Raw genomic sequence first — 16,909 nt, forward strand, 5'->3', positions numbered from 1 at the left:
AAATTAAACAAGCAAATCATGGGAGCAAGCATAGTCACTATGCTTGCTTCTTTTTTACCAGTACATTTTACACAAGCCCAAGAGCAAGTTGAAAATCTCTCGAGGCTCAACTCGTCTTTTGACGAGCAACATTTGATCATCAGCCCAGATGGAGAAGCTATTTATTTCACCCGTGCACATCATAGAGACAATGCTGGTGGGAATAAAGACAAAGGTGATATTTGGGTAAGTTTCAAAGAAGGGACTGACTGGGCAGAACCAGTAAGACTCACAGGAGATATCAATAACGAGCTGTACAATGCAGCTGTTGGCTTTGTAGATGAGAACACTTTGATGGTCTTTTACCACAACATGAGTAGTGTGGTAGACAGTAAATCCCGACTAGGCTTACATCTTTATAAAAGAAGTGGCAATCAATGGATTTATGACAGCAAAGTCAATATGCCTTCTCTGAGTAATAAATCAACACATCAAAGCGCACGCCTCACAGCAGATGGACAAGTCATGGTGATTGCTATGGAGTCTTATGGGTCTTATGGGAACGAAGATATTTATGTGAGTTTTAGACAGCCTGATGGCGCTTGGTCTGACCCACAAAATTTAGGGCCAGATGTCAATACCTATCAACAGGAAATGACACCATTTTTAGCTTCGGATAAAAAGACGCTTTATTTCTCATCAAATGGCTATGGAGGATTTGGTGGGAGAGATATCTATGTCAGTAAAAGATTAGACGACACTTGGGAGCGTTGGTCTACTCCTGTCAATTTAGGTCCTGAGGTCAATAGTATTGGTGTTGAGTTATCTTTTACCCTAGATCCAGATGACAAAGGTATGGCCTATTTCACAACCACCCAAGATAGCGAAGGCTTTGGTGATGTTGTCCGTATGCGCATAGCCCCAGCAGACGAAGAAGAAGTTATCGAAGAGGAAGTGCCTGAGGTTATTGAAGAAGTGATGATAGAAGAAGTCGAGGAGGTAGTAGAGGAAGTCAAAGAAGAGGTGAAAGAAGAAGTCAAGCAAGTACCACCAGTAATTGAAGCTCCTAAAGTAGCACCAGAACCCGAACGTCCAGAACTGGTTGTACTCAAGGGTCGTGTGCTCAATATCAATACCATGATGCCTGTAAAAGCTGAAATCACCCTGATCAATATGGTCGATAGTAGCAGACAGACTGTTAGCTATGATACGTTAAATGGAGAGTTTTATGAGGCAAAGAACTTAGAACGACAAAGTTATCAAGTAGAAGTAAGGTCTTCAGGCTTCTTAGTGCTAAAGCAAAAGGTGGAAGTGACTACTTCTGGTAATCTACTAGCAAGAGACTTTTTACTGACTCCTATAGAAGTAGGAACCGCTGTAAAGATCGAAAACGTACTTTTCAAAAGAGGAACAGCAACTTTTGCAGATGAGCAAGTGTCTAAAGAACTTGACCAAATCTATCAGTTATTGGTAGACAATCCTCAAATGGAAATTAGGCTGGAAGGACATACAGATAATCTAGGAAATCCAAATCTCAATCAGATCCTGTCTGAGCGTAGGGTAGAAGCGGTCAAGTCTTATCTCGTAGGAAAAGGTATCGCCATCAATCGTATTGCTACTAAAGGATATGGTGGAACTAGGCCAATCGCTAGTAATCAAGAAGAGGCAGGACGTGAGCTCAATCGTAGAGTTGAGTTTGTGATCACTAAATTCTAATTACTTCATTTGATAGAATATGAAAGCACCTTGGAGAAATCTTCAGGGTGCTTTTTTATGCAGCTTTCAGAAATTATATATGCAAGCTTTTTGATAAGTCTCTCGTAGCATGTTTATTTGTATCATCAGTGAGATGATTTATGAAGAAGAGGGGAGAGATCAGGCTCTTAGAACCTCTGGCAACCAGCTTTCCCAAAGAAATGGTGCCAAAACCTGCCCCACAGGGGGATGATAAATTATGGTCTAGCGATCGATTTGCCATTCATTCTTCTATTTCTTTGAGCTGACTTACTTTTAAAATCAGACAAAGATATGAGCTATCAAAATTTTGAAACACAAGCCATCCGATTACATGATGGTACCAAAGACAATCGTGCACACGCTGCACCGCTACACTTGACCTCAAGCTTCACTTTTGACTCTGCAGAAGAAGCTAGGCAGATGTTTGCCGAAGAGATACCTGGAGACATCTACTCTCGATATGCCAATCCCAATACTAGTGATTTGATCCAGAAACTATGTGCTGCAGAGCAAACGGAAGATGGCATCGCTACAGCCTCTGGCATGGCAGCTATGTTTGGAGCTTTAGGAGGACTCTTAAAGCAAGGTGATCACGTATTGGCTGCTCGCTCGCTGTTTGGTTCTACACATCAGATATTGACTAAGATACTGCCTGAGTGGGGAATCACGAGTTCTTATGGTGACATCTCGAATACAAGTGCTTGGGAAGCCTTGATTCAACCAAATACTAGGATGATCTTCATTGAAACACCTTCAAACCCAGGCTTAGAGATCATAGACTTGGAATGGGTAGCTGACCTTTGTAAAAAGCATGGATTACTTTTGGTGGTAGACAACTGCTTTGCAACACCTTATCTCCAACAGCCAGCTAAATGGGGAGCTGATATCGTGACACATAGCGCAACTAAGTACATAGATGGCCAAGGCCGTGTATTAGGAGGTTTGATTTTGGGTAAAAAGACCTTGATTGATAAGATTCGCTTTTTTACGCGTCATACTGGCCCAGCGATGTCTCCATTTAATGCTTGGGTGCTTGATAAAAGTATGGAAACACTGGCCGTCAGAATGGATCGACACTGTGACAATGCCTTACATATCGCTCAACACTTTCAAAACAATGCGCATTTAGAATTTGTCAAATATCCTTTATTAGCGTCTCATCCTCAGTTTGAATTAGCTAAGAAACAAATGCGCAAAGGAGGGGGGATCGTTACCCTTCATTTAAAAGGAGCTTTGGAGCGTACGCAGCGATTCATCGATCATTTACAGATGATCAGTATCACAGCAAACTTGGGCGATACACGCACGATCGTCACACATCCTGCCACTACTACTCATAGTAAATTGACAGAAGCTGAACGAAATAAAGTAGGGATCTATCCTGGTTTGGTAAGGCTTTCTGTTGGCCTAGAACATGTGGATGATATCATTTTAGATATTTCTCAAGCACTAGAAAAGTCTGCTCTTAAATAAAAAATCCCTCACTATTCAAATAGTGAGGGATTTAACTAATAACCTTTAGCAGTATCATCACCTCTTGGGTCAGCACCGCCTTCTAATTTGCCATCAGGCCTGACTAAAATAGCATCTACTCTACCGATTCCATTTCTGCTTTTAAGCGAATGTCCCATGTTTTTGAGTGTATTTTGAAGTGACTGACTCAATGTTCCATTCTCAAAGGCTATCTCATCAGGAAGCCATTGACTATGCACTCTTGGAGCATTTACAGCCGCTTGCATACCCATGCCATGATCGATGACATTGAGGATGGTCTGATAGACAGAGGTGATGATCGTACTACCACCTGGAGTACCTACTACCATAAAGAGTTTACCATCTTTGGCAAGAATAGTAGGTGTCATGGAGCTTAGCATTCTTTTACCAGGAGAGATACTATTGGCTGCTCCACCGACAAGTCCATAGGCATTGGGAGCGCCAGGCTTGATGCTGAAGTCATCCATCTCATTATTGAGTAAAAATCCAGCACCACCTACATAAACTTTTGAACCAAAGCCGCCATTGAGGGTAGTCGTACAAGAGACGGCATTACCCGCTGCATCTACGATCGAAAAGTGGGTAGTTTGCTCAGATTCAACTAGGACAGTACCTGCTGAAATCGCGCTACTAGGGGTTGCTTTTTGTGAATCAAAATCACTCATCCTACCGAGATTGTAAGAAGTCTCAAGGAGATCATTTACAGGAACATCCACAAAGTCCGCATCACCTAGGTACTCTGCTCTATCTGCATATACTCTACGCTCAGCTTCGGTCATCAAGTGTATAGTCTCTTGACTGAAAAAGCCCATTTCTTGAATGGGATAAGCTGCAGTCATTTGTAGTAATTGTAATAGTGCTATTCCTCCACTGGAAGGTGGCGGCATAGAGATGATCTCATAGCCTCGATAATTGCCAATGAGCGGTTCTCTCCATACAGCTTCATAATTGGCTAAATCTTCTGCTGTGATGATTCCACCGCCTCGCTTCATCTCAGCAATGATCAGCTCTGCGGTTTCTCCTTGATAGAAACCTGCATTTTGATTATCGCTGATCCTCTGGAGCGTTTCAGCGAGTTCAGGGATGCGAAGCGTATCAGCAGTCAGCCAATTCGTCTTTGCAGTAAATGCAGGTGGATTGGTGCTGTACTTCAAAAAATAATCGCGCTGTACATTCATTTTTTGAGCCTCTTTCTCAGTGAGTAAAAAGCCATCTCGAGCGAGCCTGATTGCTGGCGCGAGCAGTGTCTCCCATGGTAAACTTCCATAGCGTTCATGGGCTGCTACCATGCCTGCCACCGAACCGGGAACTCCTGAAGCTAGATGTCCTAGCCAGCTTAAGTCTTTGATTACTTCCCCATTTGCGTCTAGATACATGGTTTCAGAAGCCGCTAGCGGTGCTTTTTCTCTAAAATCTAAAGTGGCAGACTCTCCATTGGCTAGACGGATGACCATAAAGCCACCTCCTCCTATGTTACCAGCATCAGGATAAACCACCGCTAAAGCAAACTGGGTGGCAATCGCTGCATCGATGGCATTTCCCCCTTGACGCATGATATCAGCACCCACTTGAGAAGCGATCGGATGGGCAGATACTACCATGGCACTATCTGCTAAAAGACCAATCTCTACATCATTCGCTTGTTGGCAACTAAAACTGCCTAGAGACAAAAAGATTCCGACTGCAATAGCCGGAATCTGAAGTGTTTTGTATGAAAACATTACTTGTTGAGTAAGGTGTTGTTGAAGAGTTTAAGGATGCGCTTGTACTCATCTGTCCAGCTGCTCGGCTCGACAAAGCCATGATCCTCCATAGGATAGACAGCCATTTCCCAATTGTCCTTTTCTAGTTCGATCAATCGCTGAGCTAGTCTGACGACATCTTGGAAGTGTACGTTCGTATCGACCATACCATGTGCTATCAAGAGATCACCTTTAAGTCCTTCTGCAAAGTAGATTGGAGAACTTCTTCTATAAGCGATCGGATCTTCTACAGGGGTGTTGAGGATATTTGAAGTGTAACCATGATTGTAGTGTGCCCAGTCTGTAACGGATCTTAGTGCAGCTCCTGCAGCGAAAGTTTCACTTTCATTAAACATGGCCATCAAGGTAATGAATCCACCATAAGAACCGCCATAGATACCAATCCTACCCGCATCTACACCTTTCTCGTTTACAAGCCATTTGGCACCATCTACATGATCAGAGAGATCTTTTCCTCCCATATGTCTATAGATACCAGTACGGACATCTCTACCGTATCCAGCAGAACCTCTGTAGTCGATGTCTAAAACAGTATAGCCTAAATCAGTGAGTAAGTTGTGGAACATGTATTCTCTGAAATAAGTACTCCACCATTTGTGTGCATTCTGAAGGTAGCCAGCACCGTGGACAAAGATCACGGCAGCACCATTTTTCTTGTCAGCACTTGGTTCATAAAGTCTGGCATAGACATTTTGACCATCTGCAGCTTTGAAAGTTGTCACTTCTGGAGCTCTCCAATTATAAGCTTTGAATTCCTCTGATTGTGAATTCGTCACTTGCTGTGCTTGAGCTCCTGCCTTATTAGGCATCAGGAAAAGCTCCTGAGGCTTATTGCTAAAAGAATAAATCAGTGCAATGTTTTTCTCATCAGGTGAAAGGCTGACCTCATTATTACCTGTAAGTGAAGTGATCTGCTCAGCTTTGCCTCCATAGAGTGGCATTTTGTAAAAGTGTCGCTCACCAGGGTGCACTTGACTAGAAGTGAAATACCATGACTTCTTGTCCTGACTGATGAATGGATCAAACACTTCAAACTCGCCATCTGTCAATTGTTTTTTCTGACCTGTAGTGATATCTAAAAGATATAAATGACTATAGCCAGTAGCCTCAGATTGGAAATAGATGTGCTTGTTATCAGGAAGCCAACCCAATGTACCACCTCCTTGAGAGTAGCCCATACCAGGCCCAGCTATCCATGCTTCATCCCTTTGTCTATCTAGTGGAATGAGCTTACCATTGCTGAGGTCTATCTGCATGATCCAGCGATCTTTATTGTCTTGTGAGCGAATATTGACTATGGCATATTGACCATTATCAGAATAGTAAGGGCTTGAGAAATAGACTTCTCTGTTTTTCTTTTCCCAAGTTTTCTCAGGGTAATCTTTTACGTAGTCAGGAAGATCTGCTATGCCAGGAATGTCCGCAGTACTGACTTCATAGCTTTTGTCATTTCGCACATCATAGACATGCATCGTCATGGTCGCTAGGGGATTGCCTACTTTAGTACGTGCATTGATGTCAGTAGTGTAGCCACTCTCGTCAAGATAGTCAGGTACTATCGTTCTTTTACCTCCTGTAGCTGGCTTGTAGATATTATAGGTGACAAAGTTCCCATCAGGGCTTACTTGGATGCCATTAAAGAAGCCAGTTCCAGCCGAAATACTTTTTCTTCCAGTCGGTTCTGAACGCATCATATTATTATAGGCACGACTAGCTTCCCGCTTAGCATTCCTGTCTTGTAGCACCTGTATGAGTGCTGTATTGTCTTCTTGGAGCCAATCATCTTGATCAGAACTGCTGCCGCTTCCATTTCTATTACTAGACCTGTCTCCACCATTTCCAGGACTAGCAAAGTTGGTGATCTGAGTCAGCGCACTATTTGACCTGTCTAGGATATAGACATTATTGTTAAAGTTGAAGCTGATCTTACTTTCATCTAGCATAAATGCCGCATTGCTAATATTACCGCCTAGATCCAAGATCGTCTGATGCGTATTTTTCTTCATATCTTGAAGCTTGAGCATACCATTTTGAGTATACAACTTCAGTGTCTTTTTGGTATTGAAAGTGCCTCCTCTAGGTAAAAATGCTTTGCGTTCAGCGATGGTTACTTTGCGAATAGTCTCTGGTTTATTCGCTTCCATCACATAAAGGGAATCTGCTGGATCTGCATTGTCTTTATTCCAAGTGAAGTAGAGTTTGCTACCATCTTCACTCCAATAAGGGTTTGAAGGAAAGCTTCCCATCCACTTAGGATCCTTCATGATTTTCTCAACACTTAGAGCAGATGTCTGTGCCCAAGCAGTCTGGCCAAGCCAAAGAAAGGCTATCAAGAGCCAAATTGATTGCTGTAAAAATTTCTTCATGATCATATAGGCTGTATTGTTTATTTACTTTCTCAATTAGCCGAAAAGATGATTAAATACCAAAAGATTTCAGATGAGTGGTAAAAGCATGTTCAAAAATGAACGATAATGTTTGCTCAAAATTAATTTTATGTTCATATTGAATGCCTGATTATTAAAAAAAAGGAAATAAAGCATGGCTAGAGCAAAGGATCATTTATTGATCGTCAGTGATGACCAGCGCTTCATCAAAGTAATGGAGCTGTTGTTTGCAGAAGATTATCATCTTGTAGTACAATCTCCTGCTTGGCAAAAGATGACAAATACTGATGAGTCTGTTATCAAGTTTGTCTTTATAGATATTTATGATCTGGTAGAAGAAACCGCGATTCAATTGATCAAATTAGCTGCTGAAACTATCCCTGATGCGTCTATTGCTATCTTGCAACCATTACAAGCATGCAAAGCAGAACAATTGAAAAATAGGTTTTCTGAAATTGATGAATGCTTTGACAAGCCAGTAGACGCACTAGCCCTCAAACAATACGTAGCTCGATGGGGGCAACGATCGGAGTCTAAATCTAGCTTTAGTTTCTTAAGGTTTTAGAGTTTTTTTATGGCTACTGCCAACTCTTGAACGGCTTGCTGTATCGTTTCCTTGATCAAGTTGTAATCACTCTCAATTTCAGGATAGACCTTCTTTTGTCGCTGATTACGTTCATAGCGAACAACCTCATCTTTAATCATATTGATCCCCATAAAGGCCAAAGTTGGTTTGATCTTGTGCACGATAGCGCCACATTTAGCTTGATCACTTGCTTTATGAGCCGCTTCCAATTCTGAAAGATTACCAGGAGTATTTTTAATAAAAGTCTCAATCATCTGTATTTGCAAGCCAACATCTCCTTCAGAGATTTCTTTTAGGTAGTCTAAATTGATGTATTGATAGTTGATCTCCTCGTTCTGAGTTGCATGGGGTGAGTTGCTCAGTATTTCATGGGAGATTAATCTTACAAGCAAACTACTAAGATCCTCTGGCTTAAATGGTTTACTCACAAAGCCATTCATCTTAAGTGCAGTACATTTAGTGCGACTTTCTACCGTATCATTCGCAGTGAGTGCTATGATGATGGCTTCACTATCTATTGATCTGATGGCTGCCGTAGCCTCAAATCCATCCATGACAGGCATCTGCAGATCCATCAAGATGGCATCAAATAGTGCTGGCTTAAATACATCTACTGCTTCCTCTCCATGATTGGCTAAAGTGACTTCTGCTCCCCATTTTTTCAAGAGGCTCATAACATACATTTGATTGATAGGATTATCTTCGACTACCAGTATGTGTTTTCCGAAAAGTAAATTTGACTGATCGCTCACAAGAGTGGAAAAATAGAGATAGGTAATACTTGCATTATCAAAGGTTTATATGTGGTGGTTAAGCTACTAAACATAAATGTACCTAAATTTAATAAGGTATAATCATATTTCATGTTAAAAATATTTTGTCAATCGAATTAACAAGAGAGTTCTTTCTTTGGTTTGACATATCTTCGATATTTGTTTATGAAAAAATATACCAACCGATTTCGGGAAAGCTTAATTGTTCCGATGAGGTTTACTTTTCTGATCTTATTGAGTTACTTTTTCTTGAGAGCTTTCGGCATCTCTACGAGCTATCTTGGGATTTTACCTAGAGATGTCTTTGGTCTTATAGGAGTGATCACTGCTCCTTTAGCACATGGCAATCTCTCTCACTTGATGTCCAATATTTTCCCTGTCTTTTTACTGACTTCATTGCTGTACTTTTTCTATGATAAAATAGCCGACCAAGTCTTTTTGTACTGCTATTTGGTGACAAACCTGCTCGTGTGGATTATCGGAAGACCGTATATTCATATTGGTGCTAGTGGTTTGGTATATGGCTTGGCTACTTTCATCGTTGCGATGGGGATTTTTCGAGGGAGATTCATCTCCATAGTATTGGCACTTCTGATTGTATTTCTATATGGAGGGATGATCTATGGCATTCTCCCTAGCAATCCCTACATTTCTTGGGAGGCGCATTTCAGTGGTGCTTTGACGGGCTTGCTCGTAGGGCTATGGATGAGTAGGCAGCGCAGGGTTTCAAGCTTATAAAAAAAGCTCGTCTTGAGACGAGCTTGAGTAATTTAGCTGATGACGATCTTTTCGATAAGGTCACCCTGCTTGATCTGATCGATGATGTCTAAGCCATCGACTACTTTGCCGAAGCAAGTGTGATTTCTATCCAAGTGCTGTGTATTCTGTCTGTTGTGGCAGATGAAAAACTGTGATCCGCCTGTATTTCTACCAGCATGTGCCATAGAAAGTACACCTTTGTCATGATACTGATTGTCTCCAGTAAGTTCGCAATCTATCTTGTACCCTGGTCCACCTGTACCATCACCTTTAGGACAGCCGCCCTGAATCACAAAGTTTGGGATCACACGGTGGAAAGTTAGTCCATCATAAAAACCTTTTTCTGATAAGTCGATAAAATTTTTGACAGTGTTAGGAGCATCCTTTTCGAAGAACTCTACTGTCATCACGCCCTTAGAGGTATGTATTGCTGCTTTTTTCATATAAATGTTAAGTTTAATATCTATTCACTACATACGAATAAAGTACTTTGTGAAGATTACTTTGGGTTTTATACTTAATGTTAAATTACCGATCGCAAAATTAAGCCCCTTTGTCTGAATATAACTAATTTTACCAAGAAGAAAATTTGGAGACATGTCAAAAATGAAGCAAACACTCCGAATGATGCGTTGGTGGCCACCGTTTTTAGGGGCAGGGATCAGGGTGATTTCGGTAGATGATCAGGTGAGAAAGGTAGTGGTACGCATGCGACTTTCTTGGTGGAACCGCAATATTGTCAAGGTACATTTTGGTGGTTCGCTATATGCCATGACTGATCCTTTTTATATGTTGATGCTCATTCATAACTTAGGTAAAGACTATGTCATCTGGGATAAAGCGGCAGAGATTAGATTCTTGAAACCAGGTAAGTCAACTGTCTTTGCTGAATTTTTTCTCACAGAGGAACGTCTTAGCGAAATCAAAATGCAAGTAGATGAGTTAGGTAAAAAGGATGTGAGTTTTATAGTCCTTGTAAAGGCTGACACTGGCGAAGTGGTAGCAGAAGTGAAAAAGGTCATTTACATCAGAAGAAAAGATTATCAACCAAAAAGAATCCAAGTCAAGTAGTCAAGATGAGTAAGGGTAAGAAGATATTTCTGGCAGCAGCCATTGTGTTTTTTATCATCATGCTCTATATCGGGTATGATATCTCCACGAGAACCCGTTTTCCAGGTTCAAAGGGCTATCTAAAAGAGTCTGTATTGCCATCTGATGACAGCACAGCGAGTGATTCTACCAATACTGATCAGAAGTAATGAGTAAACCAGGAGGGAAAAAGATTAACGTTGAGCAGATCGATCTGGAACGTATGAAGGAGTTCGTGACCGAAAATCCAGGCATCTTACCTTATGCGCATCAGTCGGGAAGTGCCCTCGTCAAGCCAGAAGATGTGGGCAAAGTAAAAGGTCGTGCAGTAGCTGCCATGCATAGTCAGACTGACATGCAGATGACTCAGATCTATAAGCAGATGGAGCTATTAGCTCAGCAAGCTGCTATGCTCAAAAAACGTGTGGAAGTCTCTGAGCGCATCTATCAAACTCAGATGAGTTTTGAGCCCTTGATCAACCATATCTACTACCTCTATGAGCGCAAAGATGGCCAAGACATGCTCTCCATGGTAGCACCTAATGAATGGGGTCGTAAGCTACCCTTCAATCGCTATGTAGCTAAAGTCAAACTACTGGCTGACCATACTTGGGAAATCCTCGAAGAGGGAAGTACCGAATCAGAAGCATAAAAAATGCCTTGACGAAATCGTCAAGGCGTTTTTGTTTTCAAAAAATAGCGTGAATTGTATTATGACACTAAATTATTAAATACTTTCTGATAAGCAATAACTAAGCTGTATTATTTTGTATTTTTTGATTAATCGTAAATCAATATAAGGCTTATCGGGTTGTATGAATATCAAATTGAAAAGAATTGAAGAAGTCTTGCTAGAAGCCTTTGTAGATCCAGCAACAGTTGTGACGGCATCCCTACATGCAAGCGAGCAGCAACGCTTAAATGCTGATGCTACACTCATAGAGTTGGCAGAGGACTTGGGAGTGAGCCATTTATCTGTGCCAGCATCATTATCATTTGATTTTAAAGCGCGTAGTGTGATGATCCTTTGGGATGATGTCACTACATTTCACCGATACAGAGGCATCAGCCTACGCAATACCCTGTATGAAAACATCAAATACAAGTGGCATGCAGAGCAGCAGCGCTATTGTCGTACTTATGAGTCGCAGTGTCTCAAAGCAGCAGGTACCTTCAGCGAATGGAATGGGGGCACACCAGCTTATCAGCTCTTTGGGCGCTCCTCAGAGCCAGGAGATTTTGGTGGGGCAGGTGCGGCAGGCTGGAAGTATCGGGCTTATGTAGCTTTTTGTCAAGACCTGTACCTGATCAGACAAAATATTCCCATGCTACGAGTGAGTGTCTATGATCCACTCTTAATAGATGGAAAGATGCAGCCCTTAGGATTTCTACTTCAAAATAACTTTGCTCAGCATAAGAGTTACTTGGTAAATTACTTCAAGCGCAAAGTCGAGCAAGCCATGTTTGCATATCTGGCGTAGTGCTTAAGTCAAAGTCTGTGTCGTTTGTTGATTGAAATTTATGATAGGGTATAACTAATCAACCAGTAAAGTAGCGCACTACAAACAGCGGCTAAGGGTAAGGTAAGTATCCAAGAGAGGAGTATGTTTCTGATTACTTTCAAGTCAGCTTTTTTGGTCACAGTACCAATCCCAAATATAGAACCTACCGATACGTGGGTAGTAGATACAGGCAATCCATGAATACTTGCGGTAGTGACCAAGAGGCCCGTTATCAAATTGGCAGTAAATCCTTGCCCACTATTCATTGGAGTGATTTTCTTACTCATCATTTCACCTACCTTTTTAGCATTTAAGAGTCCTCCTAAGGCCATGACTAAAGCAATCGCCAGCATACCCCATTTAATGTCTAAGACCTCAATGATCAGGAGTAAGCCCACTATCTTAGGGGTATCATTTAAGCCCCTAGCAAAGCTGACTACTCCTGCACTTAAAAAGTGAATAGTATCTAAGGCCTTTTGTAAGCTGATACCCAAAAAACTCCCTTGATAAGTCTCTACATAAACTGGTAAAGCCCCTTTTTTGAGAGGTAAAATACTACTTTCTAGCCGTAGCGTTTTTTCTTTAGTCAATCCAAAGAATAAGCTAAGCCTTTTGAAAAGAAGGTATGTGAGGAGGCTTAGCGCAGCAGCTGCCAGTGGACTCACGATCAAAGGCATGAGGAAGGTATTTCCCAATTTGGTGAAATTGAACTCCATCCCCACGGCTACTAATCCACTTCCTAATAAAGCCCCTACTAAACCATGAGTAGTAGAGATCGGCATTCCTACTTTAGTTGCTATAAAAACCGTGATGGCCGCACTTAAAGCGATAGAAATGGCAAACTCAGGTGTTTGAATCAAACTATCCGGTACAAGTCCTTTTCCTGAGAAATTTTTCACTAAAGCACTTGCCAAAAAGATGGCCGCTATAGAGCCTGACAGGGTAGTGATAGTCGCCCAGCCAATCGCCCCCTTATAACTAGTAGTGCCACTACCAAAAAGGGTTGCTACCCCCTTGAAGTTATCATTAGCACCATTGGTAAAGGCAAGAAAACAAGCGGCTATAAAAAGTAATAAAAGGAGACTCATATCGGATTTGTATTTAGCATCTGGTAGTGGTTATTAAAAGGCGTACTTTAATCCTAACTGTCCCTGCCACCTAGAAGCAAGAGGATCTATCTGCCAAGGGGTACCACTGGGATCATTAAACTGGAATGTGGGTTGGTTAGCCACTATTCCTTGAAATTCTAATAGGGAGAAACTGGAGTTTTCCAGATTTGGTACAAAATGCTGTTTGCCCCAGTTGCGATTAATCAGGTTTGTGAAATTGAAGATATCCAGAGAGAGCTCTAGTATATTGTCTTTCTTACCTAGGGTTTTTTGATAAGAAATGTTCAAGTCAACTGAGTGATTCCATGGAGTTCTTGCACCATTCCTCTCAGCGTACTTTCCTCTATTTTTGCTTAAATACTGATCATTTTCGATATAAGCATCAAGCTGTTGCCATTGTTGTTCTGCACTTACCAGTACATTGTTGTCATTGTCTCGGATAGGGACTAAGACGATATCCTCTCTTGATCCGGGGATAAAGACCAAGTCATTTCTAGAAGAGCCATCTCTGTTAATATCCCCGGCATATACAAAGGTAAATGGACTGCCAGATCTGCTATTGATAAAACCACCTAACTTCAAAAGCGAAGTTTTTAATGGAATTTTATAAAAGTGGTAGGAGACTATTTTATGTCGCAGGTCAAAATTGGAAAATGATAAATCTGGGTTATTGGCTACTATAGCTTGGTTCCATTCAAAGTTAGCGGCATGCGAGCTCCTCACGGTACTGCTCACATCCTTACTCACCCCATAGGTATAGGCAAGGTGCCCATCATATCTTTTCTGAGACTTAGTGATACTGGCAGTCAACGAGTAGCGGTATCCTCTGTTAGTGTTGGTAAGCAAGAATACATTCGTGAAATTTTCATTGATTTTAATGCTTTGATTGGAAGTCAGATAATAAGGGCGATTATCCGTACCAGCAAAGTTTCCTATTGAGTCTTTCCGGTTGATAGATTGGAATAGTAATCCTTGAAGTACTTTGCTGTATGTCGCCTCTATAGATATTCGGGTGTTTTTATCTAGCTGCTTGTCGATAGCGATACTGCTCTTCCAGTCTTTGGGGAGGTTAAAGTCATTGTCTATCAGATTGATCTCTGCGATGTTGGAACCGGTGGTAGCGAAGTCGCTCACATCTCGGACTATAGGAGTAGGGGAAGTAGGTCTTACATCTACATTAAAATACCGCGTCCCTGAGATATAATTTGCATAGGCATACCATAGAAAAGGCATGCGGCCATTGAATAGACCTGTACCACCTCTAATCACCAAGGATTTATCTGCCTTCAAGTCATAGGTAAAGCCAAACCTTGGATTTACTTGTGGTCGGGTAGTGATTTGATTAGTGAGGTCTGCAAATTCAGGAGTATCCCTTACTTCTTGACTAAGTGGAAATGTCGTAGTGGTATATTGAATGTCTGTTCTTAAGCCGATGATGACATTTAGCTTTTCTGAAAGCCTGATCTCATCTTGAAGGTATATCCCTCCTAAGAGCACATTGAAATCCGCAGAAGGAGTACGTTTATTCAAATCAAAATCATTGTTTTCAATATTATATACACCTCTGATACGTACAGGTCTATCATTGAATAGATCATCTACGGAGTTGTACTGCCAGCGACCGTTGAAAGCAGTGAGAAATCGATATTCAATGGTATTAAACTCTAGAGAACCACCAAGCATGATAGCATGCTTTCCGCTGTAGTAGGAGAGGTTATTGGTGATCTGAGAGGTATTCAAGCTTGCACCATAGACTGCGGCTTCACGATAAGTTCCTGCAAAGATACGGTTGGTGGTATTGTAACTGATTTCTAAGTGTGGAAACACCTCTCCGTCATAGGTTCGCTCATCCTCTACATTAGTATTGGAGATAATGAGTTTATTATACCACTTGCTAGATAAGGTAGTTTTTAGCTCACTTACGATGCTATAGTTCAAGGTTTTATGGCGGTAGCCTTGATTACCAAAATTGAATGAGTTAGTCGTCCATTCTAAATTATCAGCAAATCCATTGACAAGGTTTCCTCGCACGGTGAGGTTGTTGTTTTTATTGATATTGTAGTCAAAGCGCAAAAAGAACTTAGTACTCTGCATGGCAATGTTGCCGTTTTGAAATATCCCCGGATCATAGTTGTAGCGACTTTTGAGGGTATCACTAATTCCTTGGACAATTTCTAAAGGGATTTCCGAAGTGGATGAACCAGGAGCATTGAGAAGATTTTCGTTTCTGGAGGCAAACTCTACATTAGTAAAAAAGAACAGTTTGTTTTTAATGATAGGACCGCTGAAACTAATACCAGTTTGTATATCAGAAAAGTTGGTCGTCTCCTGTTTCTCTCCTGCAGCATAGCTTCCTATGAGGTTTTTGTCTTTTAAAAACCCATACACTTCTGTCTTAAAGGTATTTGTTCCATTTTTGGTGATCACATTGATACTAGCTCCTGTGAAGTTGCCGATACTGACATCAAAAGGCGTTTGTTTGACAGAAAGGTCTTTGATAGCACCAAAACCAATAGGTTGTGTACCTGCTAAACCACCTGGTGTGCCTGATGCCAGTGCACCTGATGCTCCGCTAGCAGGCTCTTGAAAGCCTAGTACATCATTGGTAGCACTTCCATCGATGCTCAGGTTATTAAACCGGAAACTTGCACCACCAAATGAATTAAGGTTGGCTTCACTCAATACATTGGTGACGTCTTGAAGGCTTCTATTTTTAGTCGGTAAGCTACTGATAAGGTTCTCACTTATGGTCGCTTCATTGCCTATGGATTCACTTTTCTTCAGCAGTTCGTTAGTCCTAGCAGTGATGACTACCTCATCTAATGAAATCTCATCAGGTTGTAAGACAATGGAAAGTGAAGTGGTTTTACCTAAATTAACGGATACATTGGTCAGCCTTTCCGATTTGTATCCGATGAAAGTAACTGTAACTGTGTAATTATTGAAAGGCGGTAGTTGAGGGAGTATGAAATAGCCTGCTTCATTGCTTGTAGTTCTGTAGGAAATGCCTGTTTCCGTGTTGAGTGCGATGACATTGGCAAATGGAATAGTCTCACCAGTAGTTTCTTTGAGATTGCCAGACAGATTTCCTGTAGTCTCTTGAGATAAAGCGCTATGCGTCATCAACAAAGTCAGTATCAAAATGACAAAGTAAAGTTTATTCATTGTATGTTTACGATAAGTGTTGGCGGCTTAATTTTCCGAGCGCTTTATATACGATACAAAAACGTCATTAAATCGGGAATAAAAGCATAGTCTATTATCGCATTTATACAATGGCTAAAATTCAAAAAGACTTATTTTCAAAAAAAGATGTAGAGTATGCAGCGCTGTCCAAGTGCTTAGCTCACCCTGCTAGATTGATGATCTTAGACATTTTGTCTAAACATAAAGACAGGACTTGCAAAGAGTTAGTATTTGACATACCCTTGTCTCAATCTACTGTTTCCAAGCATTTAAATGATTTATTAGCTATTGGCTTGATCTGTCGTAAAGTCAGTGGAGCGCAGTCGCTATACACCCTCGAATGGAATAAGTTAACCCGATTTTTTGAATTGACTAATCGACTTTCTAAAGGTATGATGCCTCATCGTCCTAAGCGTAATTGTTGTTAGCCGCTTAAATATTTTAGGTAAAACAAGCTTTTAAGGCAGCTAATCTCCAGGTCAATTCCTTCTTTATGTGTATCTGAAAAGCATCAAAATTTTGCTAGATTTATCAAAAAAATAATG

At 41.1% G+C, this 16,909-nt stretch carries 15 protein-coding genes and 1 riboswitch; of the genes, 9 read left to right on the forward strand and 6 right to left on the reverse strand.

Annotation, left to right across the window (positions count from 1 at the left end; genetic code table 11):
* The first annotated feature begins 18 nt into the window (after nt 1-18).
* Both I5349_RS02380 and I5349_RS02385 read left to right on the forward strand, forming a co-directional pair.
* Entirely contained in the window at nt 19-1,695 is a 1,677-nt protein-coding gene (locus tag I5349_RS02380; protein ID WP_226389126.1) for an OmpA family protein, read from the forward strand.
* Nucleotides 1,696-1,830: 135 nt separating this feature from the next.
* Nucleotides 1,831-1,933: riboswitch (SAM riboswitch) on the forward strand.
* A 74-nt stretch (nt 1,934-2,007) separates the two neighbouring features.
* On the forward strand, nt 2,008-3,189 hold the full coding sequence (locus I5349_RS02385) for a trans-sulfuration enzyme family protein (RefSeq protein WP_226389127.1): 1,182 nt from the start codon (nt 2,008-2,010) through the stop codon (nt 3,187-3,189).
* 35 nt (nt 3,190-3,224) lie between these two features.
* On the opposite strand, the gene ggt is transcribed toward I5349_RS02385, so the two are convergent.
* On the reverse strand, nt 3,225-4,931 hold the full coding sequence (gene ggt, locus I5349_RS02390; RefSeq protein ID WP_226389128.1) for a gamma-glutamyltransferase: 1,707 nt from the start codon (nt 4,929-4,931) through the stop codon (nt 3,225-3,227).
* Nucleotides 4,931-7,339: a S9 family peptidase gene (locus tag I5349_RS02395; protein WP_226389129.1), complete on the reverse strand. Its 2,409-nt coding sequence runs from the start codon at nt 7,337-7,339 to the stop codon at nt 4,931-4,933. Before I5349_RS02395 ends, ggt begins: the two co-directional genes overlap by 1 nt.
* 175 nt (nt 7,340-7,514) lie before the next feature.
* On the opposite strand from I5349_RS02395, the gene I5349_RS02400 reads away from it, so the two are divergent.
* Nucleotides 7,515-7,925, forward strand: a complete 411-nt coding sequence (locus tag I5349_RS02400; RefSeq protein ID WP_226389130.1) for a hypothetical protein — start codon at nt 7,515-7,517, stop codon at nt 7,923-7,925.
* Here I5349_RS02400 and I5349_RS02405 read toward each other — a convergent pair.
* Nucleotides 7,922-8,698, reverse strand: a complete 777-nt coding sequence (locus I5349_RS02405) for a response regulator (protein ID WP_226389131.1) — start codon at nt 8,696-8,698, stop codon at nt 7,922-7,924. The genes I5349_RS02400 and I5349_RS02405 overlap by 4 nt on opposite strands.
* Nucleotides 8,699-8,929: 231 nt before the next feature.
* Here I5349_RS02405 and I5349_RS02410 point away from each other — a divergent pair, with 231 nt between their 5' ends.
* Nucleotides 8,930-9,457, forward strand: a complete 528-nt coding sequence (locus tag I5349_RS02410) for a rhomboid family intramembrane serine protease (protein WP_226389132.1) — start codon at nt 8,930-8,932, stop codon at nt 9,455-9,457.
* Between the two features lie 32 nt (nt 9,458-9,489).
* On the opposite strand, the gene I5349_RS02415 is transcribed toward I5349_RS02410, so the two are convergent.
* Entirely contained in the window at nt 9,490-9,921 is a 432-nt protein-coding gene (locus I5349_RS02415) for a peptidylprolyl isomerase (protein WP_226389133.1), read from the reverse strand.
* 154 nt (nt 9,922-10,075) lie between these two features.
* On the opposite strand from I5349_RS02415, the gene I5349_RS02420 reads away from it, so the two are divergent.
* The 4 genes from I5349_RS02420 to I5349_RS02435 all read left to right on the forward strand — a co-directional run bounded on the left by I5349_RS02420 (nt 10,076) and on the right by I5349_RS02435 (nt 12,048).
* Entirely contained in the window at nt 10,076-10,549 is a 474-nt protein-coding gene (locus I5349_RS02420) for a DUF4442 domain-containing protein (RefSeq protein WP_226389134.1), read from the forward strand.
* A gap of 5 nt (nt 10,550-10,554) precedes the next feature.
* Nucleotides 10,555-10,737: a hypothetical protein gene (locus tag I5349_RS02425; RefSeq protein WP_226389135.1), complete on the forward strand. Its 183-nt coding sequence runs from the start codon at nt 10,555-10,557 to the stop codon at nt 10,735-10,737.
* Complete coding sequence (locus I5349_RS02430; protein WP_226389136.1) at nt 10,737-11,219, forward strand: DUF2452 domain-containing protein; 483 nt, start codon at nt 10,737-10,739, stop codon at nt 11,217-11,219. The genes I5349_RS02425 and I5349_RS02430 overlap by 1 nt, the downstream gene beginning before the upstream one ends.
* 163 nt (nt 11,220-11,382) lie before the next feature.
* Nucleotides 11,383-12,048: a DUF7255 family protein gene (locus I5349_RS02435; RefSeq protein ID WP_226389137.1), complete on the forward strand. Its 666-nt coding sequence runs from the start codon at nt 11,383-11,385 to the stop codon at nt 12,046-12,048.
* A 38-nt stretch (nt 12,049-12,086) separates the two neighbouring features.
* Here the strand turns inward: I5349_RS02435 and I5349_RS02440 are convergent, their stop codons facing one another.
* The gene (locus I5349_RS02440; RefSeq protein WP_226389138.1) at nt 12,087-13,157 is read right to left on the reverse strand and encodes an inorganic phosphate transporter; all 1,071 of its coding nucleotides are present in this window, start codon (nt 13,155-13,157) and stop codon (nt 12,087-12,089) included.
* Nucleotides 13,158-13,190: 33 nt separating this feature from the next.
* Nucleotides 13,191-16,343 (reverse strand): TonB-dependent receptor, encoded by a 3,153-nt coding sequence (locus I5349_RS02445; RefSeq protein WP_226389139.1) that lies wholly within the window; start codon nt 16,341-16,343, stop codon nt 13,191-13,193.
* Nucleotides 16,344-16,453: 110 nt separating this feature from the next.
* On the opposite strand from I5349_RS02445, the gene I5349_RS02450 reads away from it, so the two are divergent.
* Nucleotides 16,454-16,792 carry an ArsR/SmtB family transcription factor gene (locus tag I5349_RS02450; RefSeq protein WP_226389140.1) on the forward strand — a complete coding sequence of 113 codons (339 nt, stop codon included), beginning with the start codon at nt 16,454-16,456 and terminating at the stop codon, nt 16,790-16,792.
* The last annotated feature ends 117 nt before the right edge of the window (nt 16,793-16,909 follow it).

The organism is Penaeicola halotolerans (assembly GCF_016464625.1).
Lineage (GTDB): Bacteria > Bacteroidota > Bacteroidia > Cytophagales > Cyclobacteriaceae > Penaeicola > Penaeicola halotolerans.